Annotated in this window: 18 protein-coding genes; 9 read left to right on the top strand and 9 right to left on the bottom strand. The window is 60.3% G+C overall.

Annotated elements, in window-relative coordinates; all coding sequences use genetic code 11:
• Nucleotides 1-11: 11 nt before the first annotated feature.
• From FJ430_RS10690 to FJ430_RS10680, 3 genes are read left to right on the top strand one after another with little or no spacing between them, the layout of a single operon-like run.
• Nucleotides 12-689, top strand: a complete 678-nt coding sequence (locus FJ430_RS10690) for a response regulator transcription factor (protein WP_140708278.1) — start codon at nt 12-14, stop codon at nt 687-689.
• Between the two features lie 7 nt (nt 690-696).
• Nucleotides 697-2,067, top strand: a complete 1,371-nt coding sequence (locus FJ430_RS10685) for a sensor histidine kinase (protein ID WP_226892137.1) — start codon at nt 697-699, stop codon at nt 2,065-2,067.
• Complete coding sequence (locus FJ430_RS10680) at nt 2,064-3,158, top strand: ABC transporter substrate-binding protein (RefSeq protein ID WP_140708282.1); 1,095 nt, start codon at nt 2,064-2,066, stop codon at nt 3,156-3,158. Before FJ430_RS10685 ends, FJ430_RS10680 begins: the two co-directional genes overlap by 4 nt.
• A gap of 285 nt (nt 3,159-3,443) precedes the next feature.
• Here FJ430_RS10680 and FJ430_RS10675 read toward each other — a convergent pair whose 3' ends face one another.
• Both FJ430_RS10675 and FJ430_RS10670 read right to left on the bottom strand, forming a co-directional pair.
• A complete protein-coding gene (locus tag FJ430_RS10675) occupies nt 3,444-4,682 on the bottom strand; it encodes an NAD(P)/FAD-dependent oxidoreductase (protein WP_140708284.1) in 1,239 nt (412 codons plus the stop codon).
• 6 nt (nt 4,683-4,688) lie between these two features.
• Nucleotides 4,689-5,039, bottom strand: coding sequence for a RidA family protein (locus FJ430_RS10670; RefSeq protein ID WP_140708286.1), 351 nt, complete (start codon nt 5,037-5,039; stop codon nt 4,689-4,691).
• A 32-nt stretch (nt 5,040-5,071) separates the two neighbouring features.
• Here FJ430_RS10670 and FJ430_RS10665 point away from each other — a divergent pair, with 32 nt between their 5' ends.
• A complete protein-coding gene (locus tag FJ430_RS10665; protein ID WP_140708288.1) occupies nt 5,072-5,899 on the top strand; it encodes a class II aldolase/adducin family protein in 828 nt (275 codons plus the stop codon).
• A 238-nt stretch (nt 5,900-6,137) separates the two neighbouring features.
• On the opposite strand, the gene FJ430_RS10660 is transcribed toward FJ430_RS10665, so the two are convergent.
• On the bottom strand, nt 6,138-6,371 hold the full coding sequence (locus tag FJ430_RS10660) for a hypothetical protein (RefSeq protein ID WP_140708290.1): 234 nt from the start codon (nt 6,369-6,371) through the stop codon (nt 6,138-6,140).
• Between the two features lie 112 nt (nt 6,372-6,483).
• Between FJ430_RS10660 and FJ430_RS10655 the strand changes: the two genes are divergently transcribed.
• Complete coding sequence (locus FJ430_RS10655) at nt 6,484-8,022, top strand: winged helix-turn-helix domain-containing tetratricopeptide repeat protein (protein WP_181166817.1); 1,539 nt, start codon at nt 6,484-6,486, stop codon at nt 8,020-8,022.
• A gap of 759 nt (nt 8,023-8,781) precedes the next feature.
• On the opposite strand, the gene FJ430_RS10650 is transcribed toward FJ430_RS10655, so the two are convergent.
• Nucleotides 8,782-10,197 (bottom strand): FAD-binding oxidoreductase, encoded by a 1,416-nt coding sequence (locus tag FJ430_RS10650; RefSeq protein ID WP_140708294.1) that lies wholly within the window; start codon nt 10,195-10,197, stop codon nt 8,782-8,784.
• Nucleotides 10,198-10,282: 85 nt separating this feature from the next.
• Here FJ430_RS10650 and FJ430_RS10645 point away from each other — a divergent pair, with 85 nt between their 5' ends.
• On the top strand, nt 10,283-11,314 hold the full coding sequence (locus FJ430_RS10645; RefSeq protein WP_140708296.1) for a GlxA family transcriptional regulator: 1,032 nt from the start codon (nt 10,283-10,285) through the stop codon (nt 11,312-11,314).
• Nucleotides 11,315-11,655: 341 nt separating this feature from the next.
• On the opposite strand, the gene FJ430_RS10640 is transcribed toward FJ430_RS10645, so the two are convergent.
• Nucleotides 11,656-13,107, bottom strand: a complete 1,452-nt coding sequence (locus FJ430_RS10640) for an inorganic triphosphatase (protein ID WP_140708298.1) — start codon at nt 13,105-13,107, stop codon at nt 11,656-11,658.
• A 197-nt stretch (nt 13,108-13,304) separates the two neighbouring features.
• Between FJ430_RS10640 and FJ430_RS10635 the strand changes: the two genes are divergently transcribed.
• Entirely contained in the window at nt 13,305-13,484 is a 180-nt protein-coding gene (locus tag FJ430_RS10635) for a hypothetical protein (protein WP_140708301.1), read from the top strand.
• 209 nt (nt 13,485-13,693) lie between these two features.
• A complete protein-coding gene (locus FJ430_RS10630; RefSeq protein ID WP_140708303.1) occupies nt 13,694-13,927 on the top strand; it encodes a hypothetical protein in 234 nt (77 codons plus the stop codon).
• Nucleotides 13,928-14,121: 194 nt separating this feature from the next.
• Here the strand turns inward: FJ430_RS10630 and FJ430_RS10625 are convergent, their stop codons facing one another.
• Nucleotides 14,122-14,583, bottom strand: coding sequence for a phasin (locus tag FJ430_RS10625; RefSeq protein ID WP_140708305.1), 462 nt, complete (start codon nt 14,581-14,583; stop codon nt 14,122-14,124).
• A 428-nt stretch (nt 14,584-15,011) separates the two neighbouring features.
• On the opposite strand from FJ430_RS10625, the gene FJ430_RS31595 reads away from it, so the two are divergent.
• On the top strand, nt 15,012-15,143 hold the full coding sequence (locus FJ430_RS31595; protein ID WP_264296139.1) for a hypothetical protein: 132 nt from the start codon (nt 15,012-15,014) through the stop codon (nt 15,141-15,143).
• Between the two features lie 260 nt (nt 15,144-15,403).
• Here FJ430_RS31595 and FJ430_RS10620 read toward each other — a convergent pair whose 3' ends face one another.
• The 3 genes from FJ430_RS10620 to FJ430_RS10610 form a co-directional block, all read right to left on the bottom strand.
• Entirely contained in the window at nt 15,404-15,769 is a 366-nt protein-coding gene (locus tag FJ430_RS10620) for a hypothetical protein (protein ID WP_140708307.1), read from the bottom strand.
• Nucleotides 15,730-16,416 (bottom strand): hypothetical protein, encoded by a 687-nt coding sequence (locus FJ430_RS10615; protein ID WP_140708309.1) that lies wholly within the window; start codon nt 16,414-16,416, stop codon nt 15,730-15,732. Before FJ430_RS10615 ends, FJ430_RS10620 begins: the two co-directional genes overlap by 40 nt.
• Nucleotides 16,417-17,167: 751 nt before the next feature.
• Nucleotides 17,168-17,479 carry a tyrosine-type recombinase/integrase gene (locus FJ430_RS10610; protein WP_140708311.1) on the bottom strand — a complete coding sequence of 104 codons (312 nt, stop codon included), beginning with the start codon at nt 17,477-17,479 and terminating at the stop codon, nt 17,168-17,170.
• Nucleotides 17,480-17,732: the final 253 nt, after the last annotated feature.

Raw genomic sequence — 17,732 nt, 5'->3', positions numbered from 1 at the left:
GATCATGGCGCGTGCGTATTCTCTTGGTCGAAGACACTCATGACGTGGGCGAAGCCATTAGCCGGCGCTTTCAGCAGACGGGCCACACCGTCGACTGGGAGACCGATGGGGTTGCCGCATCCGAAATCCTGAACTTCACCGAATACGACCTCGTCATCCTCGACGTCATGCTCCCCGGCGTCGACGGCTTCTCCATCCTCAGGAAGCTGCGCCAGTCCGGGAGCGGCGTCCCCGTCCTCGTGCTGACGGCCCGCTCCGAGGTGGACGACCGGGTCAGTGCGCTCGATCTCGGCGCCGACGACTATCTGGTCAAACCTTTCGATTTTCGCGAGTTGGAGGCGAGGGCGCGCGTCCTTCTGCGACGGCGAAGCGGCGGCGAGCCGACCAACGTGATCGTTTGCGGCGATATCAGCCTCGATCGCGCCAACCGCAATGTGATGGTAGGCAAGCGCGAGATCCAGCTTAAGCGCCGCGAGATCGTCTTGCTCGAGATCCTCGCTTCGCGCCCCGGCAAGGTCTTCAGCAAGGATGAACTGCTGGACCAGTTGTTCGGCTTCGAGGAGGCTGCGGGCGAGAACGCAATCGAACTCTATATAGGGCGCCTGCGCAAGAAACTGGAGGGCGCGCGCGCGCGGATCGTCACACTCAGGGGCAGCGGCTATCAACTGGTCTCCGACGATGCCGCATAGAAGTTCGTTGTTCTCCCGCCTCATGGGGCGCGTCGGCGTCGTTCTGGCGCTGGGTGCGGGAACACTCATCACCGCCGCCTGGATTTACGCGCGCGCCGCCGCGGACGATGCCTATGACCGACTGCTCCTCGGCGCCGCCTTCCAGATGAGCGAAAGCCTCAGCGTCGCCGACGGAAATCTCCGGTTCATCCTTCCGCCCTCGGCGTTCGAACTTCTCGGGCTCGCCAATGACGACCGCATCTTCTACCGGGTCATCGACCCTTCCGGCGCGACCCTTACCGGCTATGCCGATCTGGCAGCCAAGGCGGACCTTTCCGCGAGCCGTGCCGCCCCCATCTTCGGCGATGACGCCTATCTGGGCGCCCCGGTGCGCACTGTAACCGTGTCGCACGCCATGAGCATGCCCGAAGGGCCGGGCTGGGCCTATGTCGTCGTGGCGCAGACTGTCGAGGCCCGCCATGCGCTCGCCTCGGAGCTGACGGCGCGGGCGACGATGCTGGTCGCGCTGATGAGCCTCTTCGCCGTCGCCGGGACAGCGCTGGCGGTGCGTTACTCGCTGCGACCGGTCGATGACCTTGCCGCCGCGCTGCGGCAACGCGACCCGCAGGATCTTACACCTCTCACGGTCGCGGTGCCCGACGAACTGTCCCCCTTCGTGACGTCCATCAACTACTTCATCATCCGCCTCGACGAGCGCATTAAACTGCTACAGCGCTACATCGCCGACAGCGCCCACCAGATCCGCACGCCGCTGACGGCGCTTTCCGCCCAGGTGAGCCTGATCGACGAACAGAAGCTTGCGCCGGAAGATCGCCGCCATCTGAAGCGCGTTCAAAGCCGCACTCTCGAATTGGCGGGCTTCACCAATCAGCTTCTCAACCATGCAATGGTCATCCACCGCTTCGACTCAGTCCAGCTCGCGCCCGTCTCGCTGAACGATGTCGCGCGCATGGCATTTCGTAACGCCGTCCCGATCACTGTGGATCCCGACATTATCGTCTCCTTCGAGCCGGCAGATGAAGACCTCATGGCGATGGGCGACGTCCTCAGCCTTCGGGAGGCGGTCGTCAACGTCATCGATAATGCGCTGCGTCATGGCGCGATCGCCAAATTGGAGGTGCGTGTGCGTCAGCGAGAAAATTTCGGCCGAATCGAGGTGATCGACGATGGACCGGGGATCAAGGAGGACGATTGGCCGAATGTCATCAGCCGCTTCTATTCGCGAAGCCCCGATGCGCGCGGGTCCTCAGGGCTCGGTTTCGCCATCGCGTCGGAAGTCGCGACGGTCCTGCGTGGCCAGCTCGGTTTCCGTAAGCGATCTGAAAACGAGCCGTTTTGTGTCTACCTGGAGTTGCCGCTAGTGGGAGGACAGCCATGACAGCGCGCATTCGCACCCTCGCGCTCGTCGGGCTCGCCTGGCTGGTGGTCCCCACCCTTGCCGGCGCCCTGGAAGGTGAACGCGAGACTTTCCCCGCGAGAGCGAAGGAGACGGGCCACCTGGTGATCCACGCGGCGACGGATCTCGAGGCCATGCGACCGCTGCTGCGCGATTTCCAGGCACTCGACCCTAACATCCGGATCGACTACGTAGACTACGTCACCAACGATCTTTTCCGCGAGGCACGGGACGCATGCAGAGCGGGGACCTCCGAGGCGGACATCCTCCTCTCCTCGTCGGTCGACCAGTTGGTTCGGCTCGCCAACGATGGCTGCGCCCAACGGCACGACTCGCCTGAAACACGGGGGGTGCGAGACTGGGCGAATTGGCGGGACGAGGTTTTCGGTTTCACGTTCGAACCCGTCGTGTTCGTTTACGACCGGCGCTGGGTTCCGCCCGAGGAAGTGCCGAGAAGTCACGACGCGCTTTTGGAACTCCTGCGCCGAAAGCCCGAAGCCTACCGCACACGCATAGGAACCTACGATATCCAAGCTTCCGGCATCGGCTATCTTTTGGCATTCTACGATTCCCGCCAGGCGCCTACAGCAAACGGGCGACTGCTCGAAGCTCTGAGCCGCGTGGAAACCATCGTGCGCTGCTGCAACAATGAAGTGCTTGGCGAGCTTGCAGCGGGGCGGATCAGCATCGCCTACAACGTGCTCGGCTCCTACGCCTATGCGGCGGTGCTCGCCAATCCAGATCTGCGCATCGTGCTGCCCCGGGACTACGCGCTCATCCTGTCGCGGGGTGCCTTGATTCCCGCTGCTGCGGCCCACCCAGATCTCGGGAAGCGTTTCCTTAACTATCTCCTGTCGGCTCGCGGCCGGCAGGTCGCGATGGACGCTTCATTCTTCTTTGCCGAGGACGCCCCCCTGCCCGTCGGCGTCGACGGACCCGAGGCATTGATGGACTCGGGGATCGGTCGCCCCATCCGCATCGGCCCGGCGCTTCTTGCCGCACAGGACGAAATCCAGCGAAGTACATTCATCGAGGATTGGCGCAGACACATCGGAGAACATCCACAGCGTTGATGAGGCCACGTGCCCCAGTCGGAGCTCCCCTCTCCAGCTCGCACCTCGGCGCGCGGCAGCTTCAAAGCAACGGTACCCGCGATTCGCCGGGGCTTGAAGCGCGCCAAAGCAGTCGAAGGAGATTTCACGGACCGGAGATTTACACGACGACTAGAGAATGCGCACCATCCAAAACCCTGTCAGGTTTAATCTAGTTCTTGTTCAGAGCAAGCCGACGCTGCGATATCAGAGATATAAGCACACAGTCAAAAGTGACGGGATGCCTGTCGCAGGCATGCCCGTGGTTCAGAGGTATCGGCCAGGTGACAAAGCTTGAGAAACCTTATCTTGGGCTCTGCCGTGTACCAGTTCCGATAACAGCCGGGCGCTTGTGGGTCCCAGCGTAAATTCCTGATGGCCGTGGCCAAAATTACACCATAGGCCGGGCTTTTCCGAGACGGCGCCAGCGACCGGAAGCATGTCCGGCATGCATGGTCGCCAGCCTGCCCAAGGCTCAGGCTCGACGGCTTCACCGAAATCGATCGCCTCGCGCGCCATGGGTTCGGCATGGGCCAGTTGTCGGGGCGTCTTTGCCGAGGGGAAGCGCGCGATCTCGGCGCCCGTCGTCAACCGGCGCCCTTGTCTCATCGGGAAGTAGAGGGCAGAGGCCGCGACATCGAACAACGGCCTGCCTGGAAGGCGATCGGCCTGGTAGTGACTGTGGTAACCGCGCTTGCGAACCATGGGTATGGAAACTGCCAACGGCTTGAGTAGCGACGGCGACCAAGCTCCGAGCGCAATGACGACGTTTTCGGAGGACAGGCGACGCCCATTCCGCAAGTGAGCGTGCCAGCCGGAAGCAGGCTGCGTCAGTGACTGCACTTCTTCTTCCAGCAGGTTGCCACCGCGATGGCGAAAAAGCGCTGCATACGCCGCGACGAGCCCGCCCGGATCAGCGCAACTTCGGCTTTCTTGCCAATGCACAGCGCCCGCAAGATCCTTTTTCAAGCAGGGCTCCTCGCGTCTCAACGCCTGATTGTTCAAGATGTGCGACTGAACCCCAAAGTCCTTGGTGTAGCGTTCCGCCTGCGCGGCATCCGCATCGAGCTCACGGGCGTCGCGATGCATCTGGATATAGCCGCGCCTGCTGAAAAAGTGTTCTGCGCCGGCTTCCGCGATCAGCTTGTCGTGATCCGCGCCGCAGCGGCCAATCAATTGCCGATAGATTGCGGAAATTGTCCGATACCTTCGGGGGGCAGAGTTGAGATAGTACAGGGCGAGCGGCAGTGCCGCGGATGGCAAAGCCGCAAGATGGTACCTGACATCGTTGCCGAACCCTAGTGCCAAACGCAGTACATCAAGCGGGGCCCGCAGAAATGCATAGGGCTCCATCACCTCGACCTGAACAATCCCGGCATTTCCGTAGCTTGCCCCACCGCCGGGTTGCCGACGGTCGCTGACAATGACCTCGTTCCCCCATTCTTGCAGTGCAAGCGCGGTCGTCATACCGATCATGCCGGCGCCAAGGATGACAAACTCGCCCATGCGCAATCACTTGTCTGAGCACTGTGCGATAATCGAAATTTCGAGCAACGCATCGAGAACCAGATCGGCTACCACAGTCGTGCGGACCGGCAGGGTGTCTTCACTGAAGAAGGCGTGATACGCCTGGTTGAAGCCGGGGAGGTCTTCCTTGCGCACGAGATAACAGGTGCAGGAGACAATGTCGCTTCGCGACAGTCCGGTGCCGGCAAGCGTGGCTTCGATCCGGCGCAAGGTGAAATTCAGATCATTGCCGCGACACTCAACTCTTTTCGGTATCCATTCGGAAGAATTCGGAACACTTGATGCAGCCTTCGAGACGCGCGCAAGAAGCTTCCCCAATCTGAGGCGTGCCGTCACGCCGACGGTGCAGACCCCAAGGAGGGCGCGCCATGAACGTCGTCAAGTCAATTCCAGACACTGAAAGCGATTTAGCCATCCGCAAACAGCAGGCCTATGAACCGTTTTTCAAACGGCGGGGGCCGCCGCGCTTCGAAACTCTGGAGCAGGAGCGGCAACACCGAAAGGAGCGGCTCGCTGCTGGCTTCCGCATATTCGCGGAGTTGGGCTTCAGCGAAGGCGTTGCCGGACATATCACGGCACGTGATCCGGAATTCGCCGATACATTCTGGGTCAATCCGTTCGGCATGCATTTCGCACATATCACCGTCTCGGACCTCATTCGCGTCGACGGCTCCGGCGATGTGGTCGAGGGCACGATGCCGGTCAATGTAGCCGCATTCGCCATTCACCATCAGATCCATACGGCGCGGCCGGATGTCGTCGCGGCCGCGCACGCCCACTCCATCTATGGCAAGGCGTGGTCGGCGGTGGGCCGGCTGCTCGATCCGATCACGCAAGACGCCTGCGCGTTCTATGAGGATCACGTCTTTTTCGATGACACGCGGGTGCTGATCACCGAGGCAATCGAGGCGGCGCGGATCGCCGAGTGCCTTGGTGCTCACAAAGCGGCGATCCTGCGCAATCACGGTCTGCTTACGGTCGGTGAGAGTGTCGACGAAGCAGTCTGGTGGTTCATTTCAATGGAACGCTGTTGCCAGGCGCAGTTCCTCGCCGAGAGCGTGGGGACGCCGCTGCAGGTCGATCCGGCCAACGCCCGAGCCGCTCGCGCGGTGAACGGAACGCCCACAGCGGGCTGGTTTCAATGCCAGCCGCTCTGCCACCGCATCCTCAGGCAACGACCCGATCTGCTCGAATAGGGCAGCGTGGCCACAGATAGAGACCACTGGTGGGGGATGGCAAAAGCCATCCCCTTTCCATCTCGTCGTCATGGTCGGAACGCCCGGGCGCCATCCCGCCTCGGCATAGGAGGGACGTCACTGCCCTATCCTGCGGCTGGTCCTTCATATGTTGAGACAAATGCTCGACAGGCGCGCGTAAAGACGCAAAACCTTTTGGAGCCAAGCCGAGCAGGCGAAAGCCGTCACCGGATCAATATCAATCTTGATGGCCATTGCTGCGCAGGTGACATGCGAAAGAACGGTCGCGGCGGCCGCCGACAGACGCGGCATTCCTGGCCTTCGTGCGGCGCTTCTGACAGGCGATGTAGGCCGCCATATAGTGATCGAGGGCTGCGCGAAACTCTTCGACGCGGGGGCGCGGAGTGCTCACCGGGGTTACCTGGGTGGTCTCGGTCTCAAACCCGATACGGTAGAAAACAACAGCGGACATCTCGGCTCTCCTGTCTCGAAACACTGCGACAGGGTGAGCCCGGCGCGCGGCAAGGTCGCGGGCGCATGGCCGAATAGTTCCGAGAAGCTCCAAAAAGATGTTAGTTTGTTCCATGATGGGGAAGCGTTTTGCCTTCGGCCCGTTCGAGCTCAATCCGGAGGCAGGGACGCTGCTCCGGCAAGGCCTTCCCGTTCCCGTCGGCTATCGCGGTGTGTTGCTGCTGGCAGCGCTGGTGATGCGAGCCGGCGAGGTTCTGTCCAAGGCAGAGCTCATGGACGCGGCATGGCCGCGCGCGGCGGTGGAGGAAAGCAACCTCTCCGTCCAAATCGCATTGCTGCGCAAACTGCTTGGGCCGGCGTCCGACGATACCGAGTGGATCGCAACCGTCCCACGGATCGGGTACCGCTTCGGCGGCGCGGTAGAGTCCCTCGACGCGACCTCGACCCCATCCGACAAGGAGGAGGCCGGGCCCTCCATTGCCGTGCTGCCCTTTGCGAATCTCAGTGACGACACCGAGCAGCAATATTTCGGCGACGGTCTCGCCGAAGACATCATCACTCGCCTTGCGCGGCTGCGCTGGCTCTTCGTTTCGGCCCGCAACTCTTCCTTCACCTATGGCGGTAAAGCGGTCGACGTGAAGCATATCGGGCGCGAACTTGGCGTGCGCTATGTGCTCGATGGGAGCGTGCGCCGTTCCGGACAGCGGCTCAGGATTAATGCCAGGTTGAGCGATGCCAACACCGGGCGCCAGATATGGGCGGAGCGTTATGATGCCGAAATCGCCGATTTCTTCGCGCTGCAGGACGAGATCGCCCAAAGCGTGATCGGTGCCATCGAGCCCAGACTCTACGTGGCCGAGCAGGAGCGTTTCCAGAGCCGGTCGCCCGGCAGCCTAGACGCCTGGGGGTTCGTGATGAAGGCGATGCCCTATGTCTGGACCTGGGGTTCGATGCCGGATTTCGAGATCGCCGAGCGGCTGCTGAAAAAAGCTATCGACATCGACCCCGACTATCCACGCGCCAACTGCCTGGTAGCCTGGGGCCTCGGCGCAAAGGTGATGCTTGGACTGGCTGATGCCGAAGCCACCTTGCCGACCGCCCACGACATGGCGCAACGGGCGATCCGCAGCGATCCGGAAGACCCTTGGACGCACTTCGCCGCGGGCTTCGTGCATATGGCCTCGCGCCGTTTCGATCCCGCCGTGAAAGCCCTATCTGAGGCGATCACCCTCAATCCGAGCCTCGCCTACGCGCACATGATCCTTGGATCGACCTATGCCTATGCCGGCATGCCCGACGACGGCCTGCACCATGTCGCGCTTGCCGACCGGCTCAGCCCGCGCGACTTCACGCAGGCGGGAAGCCTTTCCGTCATCGGGCTCTGTCATTTCATGGCCGGGCGTTATGTCGAGGCAGCCGAGTTCGAGCGGCGGGCTGTGGATCTCAGGCAGAATTTCGGGACGGCCTGGCGCACCTACGCCGCCTCCGCAGGCATGGCGGGCGATCACGCGGCCGCCACCCACGCGCTGTCACAAACGCGGCGCCTACATCCATCCGTGTCCGTGGATTGGGTCGAGAAATACCACCCCATCATCCACGAAAAGGATCGCGCGCGCTATATCGAAGGATTGCGCCTAGCCGGGCTCGACTGATACTGCCCGTCGCCGCCCGCCGTCAGCTCGAGCACGTGGTTGGAGAGGGCGGCAGATCGTGACGCTCGACGCGACGTACCCGGGCGATGCCGAGTAACGAGCAAGGCTGCAGCGCCCCATGACGGAACGCGGGTTCCTTCCTCGGGGACTTTCGTACGCCTGCCGGCGCCCGAAACTCTTCACGAAAGCGGACTAGCAGCTTCTGGAGAGCGATCTGCCGCTTGGCACTCGCAATGTCCGCTTTCGGGGACCGCAGAAATGGGTCTCGATGACCGACATGAGGCGCAGAGCTGCCGTTCGCGTCCTGGATAGCTTTCGGGTCAGACTCTCCCGTTCCCTACCGGTCTTTGCAGCACCGAGACAGGCCATCATGCCCGACACTGTAAAAGATCGCATGCTCTCCGAGTGGGGGGAAAGGCGGTAGCTCTCCCGCTACCAACCTACTTATAAGCTATTGAAATCACAATAAAAACATGAGCCTTGGTAGCGCCCTGTCCGAAAAATCTTCAAATCATTTCCGGGCCGAGCCCGCTACCTTATGGTGCCAACGAACGTCGCAAATGCGCCAGAAGCGGTCTTTGCAGAGCAGATGTTCTGATGTCGCGTTTTGCGCCGAGAGCCGTCGGTCCGCTATCAGAGCGCGTTTAGCGGACAGCTGCCGTTTGGCCTCCGGCTAGATGAGCTGATCGAAGCCCCAAAAGGCGCAGGAGAGTTTGTTTTGAAGGATCGTCGGTCGAGGAAATTCAGCCTCCAGGGTCACTATGCGGCTCCAGGATCGATGTTCTGGTTCATCCGGAAGATGTTCTCGGGATCATAGCGCCGCTTTACCTGTTGAAGACGTCCGTAAGCCTGAGGGCCAAACGCATCGCGGACGAGGTCGGCGCCTTCGCCATGGCCTGGGAAATTGAGATAGAGCCGGCCGGTCGAGTGTCGCTGCATGTGCTGCCAGAAGGTGCGCACCCAGCCGATATTCGCGTCGTCGTCCGAAGCCCTCGACCAGATCGCGTCGAGGCTCAGCATGTAGGGCATGGACCGGTCGCCGAAGGCGGTCGCGTCTTCCGGCACGCGCTGCACGTGGCCGCCGAATTTCCAGATCGAGGCGAAGGTCATCTCGGACGGACGTTTCGCCATCTGCCGCACGATATCCGCAATGACGCCGTCGTCGAGGCGGGAGAGATAGGTTGATTTCCAGTAGCAGCGGTCGCGCCCCTTCGGAAACAGCGCGTCGTACAGTGACTGAATGGTGCGATAGGGCATGCGGCCGCTGAAATCGACCAGCGGTTCGCCAAAACCGCGGAGCGGCGCTACGATCCGTTCGCCTTTATCCGCCGGGCCGTCATACACATGCGCAAGTGACACTACGCGCCGGCCGCGCGCGGGCTCGGGGAGGGAAGGATCGTCAGTCAGCGTCGAGAATTCAGCGAGTCCGCTCAGCCGGTCCGGTGCCGTTTCCATGAAGTCGCGCCAGCGCGCAATGACCTCGTCCGCGCGTTCCTCGGGATAGGCGGGGCCACAGAACATCAGCTCAGATTCGATCGGGTGCAGCTTGAACTCGAAGCTCACCACGACACCGAAATTGCCGCCGCCGCCGCGGAGCGCCCAGAGAAGATCGCGGTTTTCCGTCTCGTCGGCGCGGATCAGCTTGCCCTCGGCGGTGACGACATCGGCCGCGACGAGATTGTCGACGCAGAGGCCATGAGTGCCGCGGAGCCACCCGATGCCGCCGGACAATGTCAGGCCCGCAACGCCGGTCGCGGAGATGAGGCCCCCCGGCGTGGCACGGCCGAAAGGCGTCGTCGCGGCGTCGACATCCGCCCAGGTCGCACCGCCACCGACGATGGCGCGGTCGAGGCCGGGCACGACGCGCACCGCGTTCATCGGCGACATGTCGATCATCAATCCGCCGTCGCAGACCGCATAACCCGCGACATTGTGGCCGCCAGAACGGATGGCGATGGCGAGTCTGTGCTCGCGCGCGAAATTTACTGAGACCATGACATCGGCGGCGTTCCGGCAGCGGGCGATGAGGGCTGGGCTTCGGTTGATCATGCCGTTCCAAACGACCCGGGTGGCATCGTAGGCCTCGCTCGTCGGAACCAGCACCTCGCCGCGCATTCTGGAGCGAAGGTTTTCGATGCTGGCTGGCGAAAGCGAAGGCGTGGTCGTCGCGTTCATCGTCCCATCCTCCGTTTCCAGAATGCTAGCGCGGAACGAATGCGCCGGCTAAAGTCGAAAACGCAACGAAACGGTCATTTCTGCCATGCCTGAACAGGTGGCTCCGTTCAATGTGGCGATCCTCGCCGTGCCCGAGGTCACGGCTTCGGCGCTCTATGGGATGGTCGACCTGTTCTCCTCGCCGGGGCGGGACTTTCGCTTCATCACGCAGGGCATGGCTGGTGACCAGCGGATGCGGCCCTACGTCGTGGCGCGCGGAGCAGACCGGTTTCGCGCTGCGAACGGCGTCTGGGTACACCCTGATCACACGATTGCCGACTGTCCGCGTCCTGATATCGTCTGCATCCCCGATTTCTTCGTCAATCCGGGCGAAAGCGTCGCCGGGCAGTATGACCCTGAAGCGCGCTGGCTGAAGCGCGTGCATGAGGAAGGCGCGCTGCTGGCGAGCGCCTGTTCAGGCGCGGTGCTGCTGGGCGAAGCCGGGCTTATCGCGAACCGCGAGGCGACAATCCACTGGGGCTATGTCGACACGCTGACGAACAACTATCCCGGCGTAAAGGTGAAAGTGGAGCAGTCGCTGGTGCTGAGCGGCGAGGCGCAGCGCATCGTCATGGCTGGTGGCGGATCGAGTTGGCAGGATCTGGCTCTGTATCTGATCGCGCGCTTCGTCGGTCTTCGTGAGGCGATCGAGGTGGCGAGGGTCTACATGCTGCAATGGCACGACCTCGGCCAGCAGCCCTTCGCCACGCTGGCGCGCTCGCGGCAGACCAGCGACGCAGTGATCAAGCAAAGTCAGCAATGGGCGGAATCGAATTTCCGCAATCCGGCACCGGTCGCCGTCATGGCGCGCCTGTCAGGTTTGCCCGAACGCTCCTTCGCGCGTCGCTTCGCCAAGGCAACGGGCATGAAGGCGTTGGACTATGTTCACGCGCTGCGGCTCGAAGAAGCCAAGTGGCTGCTGGAAACGAGCGACGAGGCCATCGAGGCGATCGCCAATGAGGTCGGCTACGAGGACACGAGTTTCTTCGGGCGCCTGTTCCGCCGCAAGGTCGGTATTACACCGATGCAATACCGCTTGCGCTTCGGGTCGTTGCGCCGGGCGGTCCAAAACGAATGACCGCGGATAATCCGGCAAGGAGGACGTTGATTTCACCAAGGGCAAATGTCCGCTTCCGGGTAGTCGGCAAACACCTCTGAACGACCGGTTTTGGGCGCAAAGCGGTCGTCCACGCCTCGGTAGTCGTGGGTCGTCTTGAGGTCAGCCGCCATTCGCCTTATCCGCTTTTCCCCGACTGAAAGTCAGGAACGCGCCCAACGTCAGTCATTACGTGGACTTCTCCATTCGCCGAAAGCGGACATTGCCGGGAATACGCTTAGTTTGCGCGAGAAGCGGGCATTGCATTTGAGAACCCAGCGGCGGGCATATCGGTGCTGGAGTCACTCCCTCCGCATGCTGCCTCAACGCCAGAAGCGCCTGGTATTGACAAAGGCGTCGTGTGCTTCCGCGGCCTCTTTGAGAAGCTTGGACTTGTCGTCGGCGCTGAAGAGATCCTGCGCACCAGCCACGTCCGAAAGCTCCAGCGCTGCCAGCATATCGGGGGCGGTGGCGATATCGTTGAGGTTACCGAGCTGATCCTGCAGGCCCTTCATCGCGTCGATGAACCGTCGATGGCGTTTGGCTTCCGCCTTGCTGTTGTAAAGCGGCTCGAAGAACTCCGCAGCGTAGCGCAGTTTCTTTGCGGCGATGCGCACTTTGTGGCGGGTCTCGTCATCGGCATCGATGAGATTCTTGCCGCCCTTCGCCACTTTTTTCCAAAATTTCTCAAATACACCGGAGGCGAAATCCCTTGACGACTGCTCGCGCAACGTTTCGTCCGATTGGTCGGTCGGCCAGTCCCTGATGGAGATCCACTCGGTAGCATCGATCATCAAGGAGCGGGCGCGCACCGAGGAGAGCGATGCTTCGACCGCCGTATAGGCGTCGTCTCGCGCGTTTTGAAGACGGCTTGAAAGAGCCTCGCTCGAAGCGCGGTCGATCATCACGTCGATATTGCGCGCATCGCCAAATTCCGAGGCGAGCCATTTCAATTCTTCTCGCAGGTGGTCGAAACGGCTGTCATGGAACAGCGACTTGCAGATCGAGCAAAGGGAGCGCAGCCGCCGCAGCGACACGCGGGCCTGGTGCAGGGCCTCGGCATCGCGGGACCACCCCAGCACCTTTTCATTGAGACGAAACTGTCTGAGACAGGCAGCGGCGATACGCGCGAAAGCCGTTGCCGCGCTCATCTCGGAGGTGAGCAGTGTCGAAGCCGCCTTCACAGCACCGGGTGCCCTGCCAAGCAGGTGATAGCCCCGTTCAGCTTTGCTCAGCACCCCGACATGCGCCGGCGTGATCAGGTCGACTTTCCGGGCGAGTGCAAACAGCGCTCTCGGTGAGCCCGCCTTCTTTTCAAACTCGATCTCGCAGACCGGCGCCTCGCGATCGGCTGCAACGACCTTGCCAAGATCCAAAGCGACTTCGACCGTGGCGCCGCTGTCCGTCACATTCCAACGATGCCGTTTGACATGAACCTCGAACAGGGGCGCGAGTTTGGGGCCAGCCCCGGCGAGCAGGTCTCGGATCTCCGGATCGTCAAGCATCGGTATATCGCCGGCGACCGGTTGCTCCCATTCCTCGCGTGCGAACGATCCGGCCGCGGCGTCATCGCTGGCTTTGACGGTTTGTATCCGTTCATTTCCCGATTGCCGAATGCGAAGCGACAGGCCGCGCTTGGACAGGTCCCATCCCGGGGTGTCGAAATAGATCGATCTTTGCTGGAGAACGGTAGGCGAGGATCCGAACGGATTTTTCTTGAGGAGCGATCCCGCACCCGTTCGCGAAAGCTCGAGCTTCAGTTCCGTTTCCTGCATGATGTCCTCGGCGCCGCGCAACTTCACGACAATCGAAGGGAACCCCAACTCGCATGGTGCGTCATAAAGCTGTCACAAACAACCGCTCGCCTCGACCAACTGTAGCCGGACCTCAAGTCGACAGACGACAATACGCGAGCCGGAACCACACCTGTCAGTTCTCGTTCATCCGAGGATGCAAGAGAAGGACATAGGAGATGGCTACCAAAGAAAAAAAGAAGAAGGCGAGCCGCGTGGCGAAGGGGCAAAAGCTGGAGGTAGAGCACCTGACGGAAATTGCCGACGTCACGCCGAAACAGGCACGCGCATTGTTGCGAAAGTATGGTGCCGACTGGACCAAGCTCAGGGACGAAGCCGAAGACTTGAAGGAAGACTGAATTGTCGGCACGGCTTCCCCGTTTCCAAGCGGCACTGGGACGCGCTGGCTGGTTGACGCCGTTGCAGCGAAGCGCTTTCGCCCTTATGAGACAGCCGACGCAGCCGGGACGCGCGCTGGCTCGTCTCCCATTGTAACGTGAATTTAGTTTCAGCTAACAATGGCGCTCTGCAAAAGTTGTTGGTGGGGAGCCAGGGACGGAGTTTCCCAATGGATGCAACGGAATTACAGTCGATCAGCGACACTCTGATGCGGATTGTGACGCCAGATATGACGCCGAAACAACTGTTGAAGGCGGCAAGGAAGGAACACCCGGACGCGTCAAAGAAAGACATCGTCCGCGCGGCGTTCTTCTCGATTATCGCTAACGCTGACCAGGACCACGGAAAGGTCAAAAACCTACAGGCATTCGCCATCGCAGGGCGAGTGAGCGGCGAGGCTTAGTGAGGCGAGCCTTGCGTCCCAATGATTGCCGATCACTCTGCAACTTATTGCTGACACGGGCTGAGAAACCTCGAAACCAGCGATAGCACGCCGAAGCGGTCGGGCGGACAAAAGCCGTCCGACCAAATGGAAGAAGACCGGCGGAATGGGCCCAGAGACTAGGCACGACCTTCGGTCTCGGATGTCTGAGGCAATCAGGCAGCCTTGCGTTCCTTCAAAGCCTTCTCAAAGGCATTCTTGATCGGCATGGACATGTCCTCGCTAACCCTCATCATCACGGCCTGGAGGTCTCTGGCCTGCTCGGCCGATTTTTCGATCTGCTTGTGAAGGAAAGCGGTCTGCAATTCGATGCACTCGGACAGCGACTTCGCGGCAACCAGCGCCTCAAGGTGTGTGAAGCCGGCTTCGGCATTGTCCCTCAGAGCCGTAATCATCTTCAGGGACACCTCGTTGCCGGTGGTCTTGGCCACCTCAAAGGTCGACTCAAGAGCCTTTTGTGTTGTTTCGGCGTCCGAACTCAGTTTGGAAAACGCTTGCTTCGACTGCTCAACGCCCTGGTCGACAACAGCTCGAACTTGCTCGGTAGCTTTGGACGGGTCGAAGGTGGGGGATTCGACGTCTTCGATCGTTTCGGTCTTGCCGGGGAGCTTCGACATTTTTCCATCCTTTTTTCCAGGGACGGCTTCAAACAAAGCCGTCCCCATCATGTACGAGACCGTCGCAACGGATTTATGTAACCGACATGAATTGCGCGCGACACCGAATGTCTCGTTGCAACCCCGTTGACGATGCTTCATGCAATTCACAGCCTCAGGCGGAGCTGAACGTCCGCAGCTACGATTACTCGTCCGAAAGAAGCCAGTCCCCCTCAAAGCGGAACACTCCTGCAGCGGTATCCCCGTGTTATCGGATTTGTGCAAATTGAAGGGCGGGATCTTCCCGGCAAGTGTGGCGGTGCGCCTCCGTACCCGAACTACGAAGCGGCCCGGTCCGCCCATCTTGCAATTGAGGCTCTTCTCGATGCCGCGAGCCGGGCTCTCCATACCTTAACGATCCATCAATTACTGTATTTTAGAATAGTCTAATGCGCTTTACTATTCTGCTCTCCTGCTGGGCGGCATTTTTCGGCTGGGACCTGGCCGCCAATGGTGGTGAATTCGTCCTGGCTATCGGCACGCGGATCTTGCGTCTGATCCATATGACCGGGCTTATTTGACGCCCATTCAAGGCTTGCCGGGCGAATTCGAGCTGACCTTAACAGATCACTGTGCCGATCTCGCGCGCATTGCGGCGAAAAGCTGAATAAGTCAGGCTCGCACTGTCTTAGGAGGGGAACTGAGGTTTGACCAGGGGTGGCCTCGCCGCTCGGAGACTATGCACGAAAGGGGCCGACCGCGACTGGACGCCGGACGTCAGCACTGCCCAACGTCGACCGGCGCGATCCGCTTGGCTCGATTCACAAAATGGACCGCACCGTTACTGCGCCAGCACAATTCGCGCACTGTTAGGGCCAATGCCGTCCGGTGCCGGTATTTTCGATGCCGAGTAGTTCGAGTTGATCACGAGGGTAGCACCAGCAGTCACGTGCAATTTGTAGGTCACGATCGCGGTCCAGGCGGAGACGGTTCCAACATCTGAAAGGCACTGCTCCGCTACAGGCTGCGAAAGTGTCATCGTTTCGTCAGTGTCGCACAAGCCATCCCCATCCTTATCACCTCCGACTGTGAGGTTGTCATTAGGAAGGTAGACTGTACCGATAATCCGACCGGCGTCCCTGCTTTGGATTTTGAAGTCGCAGATCTTCATGCCGACTGGCTGGGCGTAGAGCACGATTCCGGACATGATCCCCTTTCAGGAGCCGATAGAGATACGCTCGAGTCATGAGCGAAGTTCAACGTGGCCTGCTCTCCCATGAAGATGAAGGCCACCTGCTCGCCGCTGATCGACGACTTTCCGTCCACGCTGAATTGGCCATTGCGAATGATGTACAGCCCCGGTGAAAACGTAACCTTTGCACCTCCGGAAATCTTCAGACCCTGGCAGTAGGTTCCCGGCGTCAGCGTTGCTTGAGCATTCTTGATTTCGGTTTTATGAAAGTCGCAGCCGTTCGGCAAGGTTTGGTCCACCTCCTGCGCCCGTGCCGCAAGCGGGTCAGAAATCCAGGGACAGTCAGTGATTGGAGCTGGCGAGTAGTTCCTCGAGGAACCTTCGTAACCTCCTACCGTGCAGGTGACCTTCGTCATGAGGGTCGAATTGTCTTTGACCGAGAGCCCCTTGTTGTCATAGGAGCCGGAATAGGCCGAGCAGCCGTTGGCAGTAACCTTGGCGTTCCCCTCGATTTTGAGCACACCGGCGCCCTTGGGATCCTGGGCGATGATGCAGATGGTTTCCTGTCCGGTCTGCTTTGCAACCGACTTCACCGAGATCTGTGGGCTTCCGGTGAAGTAGCCAATCAGGAAATAGCCATAGTGATCCTGAGTGAGCGTCATCGAGACTTGCCGATCTTCTTCGCTGACCGTCGTGCTGAAGCCACCGATTGACAATGGGTACTAATCGGCTCGACCATTCGTAAAGTCGAGGCCGACTGCTCGGCCACGTTGCTGCGTGATGTTCACAAGGGAGGGGGGTATGGTGGCGGGAGACGCGCAGGGCAAATATTTTGGGATACAGACCATATGAGAAAGTTCGATAAACTAAAATGAAGACTAGTCTCTGAATTTGTTGATGAATAGGTGAATGGTTGCGGTCCCCTTTTCGACGGCGCGGACTACCCACTCGGTGCCGGCAGATTTCACCCGCACGTCGTCCGGTTCCCCGCCCACCATCCCATGCCACCGTGATACGAATTCAAGTCAGTACTGCTGACAACCAGCTATGGTGTGGATTTTGTCAATCCAACCCTTTTAATGGTTGATATTCATATACCTAATGATAGCGAAAACACTCAATAAAATTGGAATTCGCGGCCTTTTACCAAGAAATAGACCATCTAGAAGCCGCCACAATCAATGTTCTGGATCAGAGTTTTCATTCATTTGGCCCAAACATCTCTGTTCTTTTATTACTGCTATGCGTTGACTTCGTAGCTCTTGACCACACCTGACACGACTATGGCCAAGTCCGTCAGGATCGCGAAGACATTACGAAACCTGGCAGCCCGTTTCCCCAGCCCGAACTCGCAGCACAACAATGCCGTCGAGCGAAGAGGTCATCCGCGTACACGGATGCCCCCCTACGGCATCAGATTCCAGTTCGTTCTGCTAAGAGCAAAGCGTCTTCGATATAGACGCCCAAATACCGCACTGTATTCTCGATCTTGGTATGCCCGAGCAGGATCTGAATGGCACGCACATTGCCCGTCGCCTTGTAGATCATTGCAGCCTGTGTTCTGCGCAGAGAATGCGTCGCAATCCTCCCGTCTCGATCCAAGAAGAAGCGGGTTGCCCATATTTGTTTCTGCGTCAAAGGGCGTTTCGTTCCGACGGTCTTTCCCGCATTCCAGGCGGCACGGCCACGAGCCGCAGCATCATGGTGATGAGTAACCCATCTCATTTCTACTCGGCCTTGATTGGGCGGGAGGGGTAACTAGATGGAGCTGACTGCGGCGGGGTCGCGTGCGGACTGGCCCTTCTGCTGTGACGATAATAGCGGAGCAGACGTTAGCCTATGCAAGCCAAATGGCCGCTATCGACCGCCATCCCGGACCTTCCCAAGCCCCCCGCACTTCCCCGAAAGCCGCTGCTCAGCGGCTCATTTTGAGCGGCAATGATTACAGTTCGAGTGCGGCACCCCGAATTTGAAGCCC

Source organism: Mesorhizobium sp. B2-8-5, from assembly GCF_006440675.2.
Taxonomy (GTDB): Bacteria; Pseudomonadota; Alphaproteobacteria; order Rhizobiales; family Rhizobiaceae; genus Mesorhizobium.
This window is presented reverse-complemented; position numbering and strand designations above follow the sequence as displayed.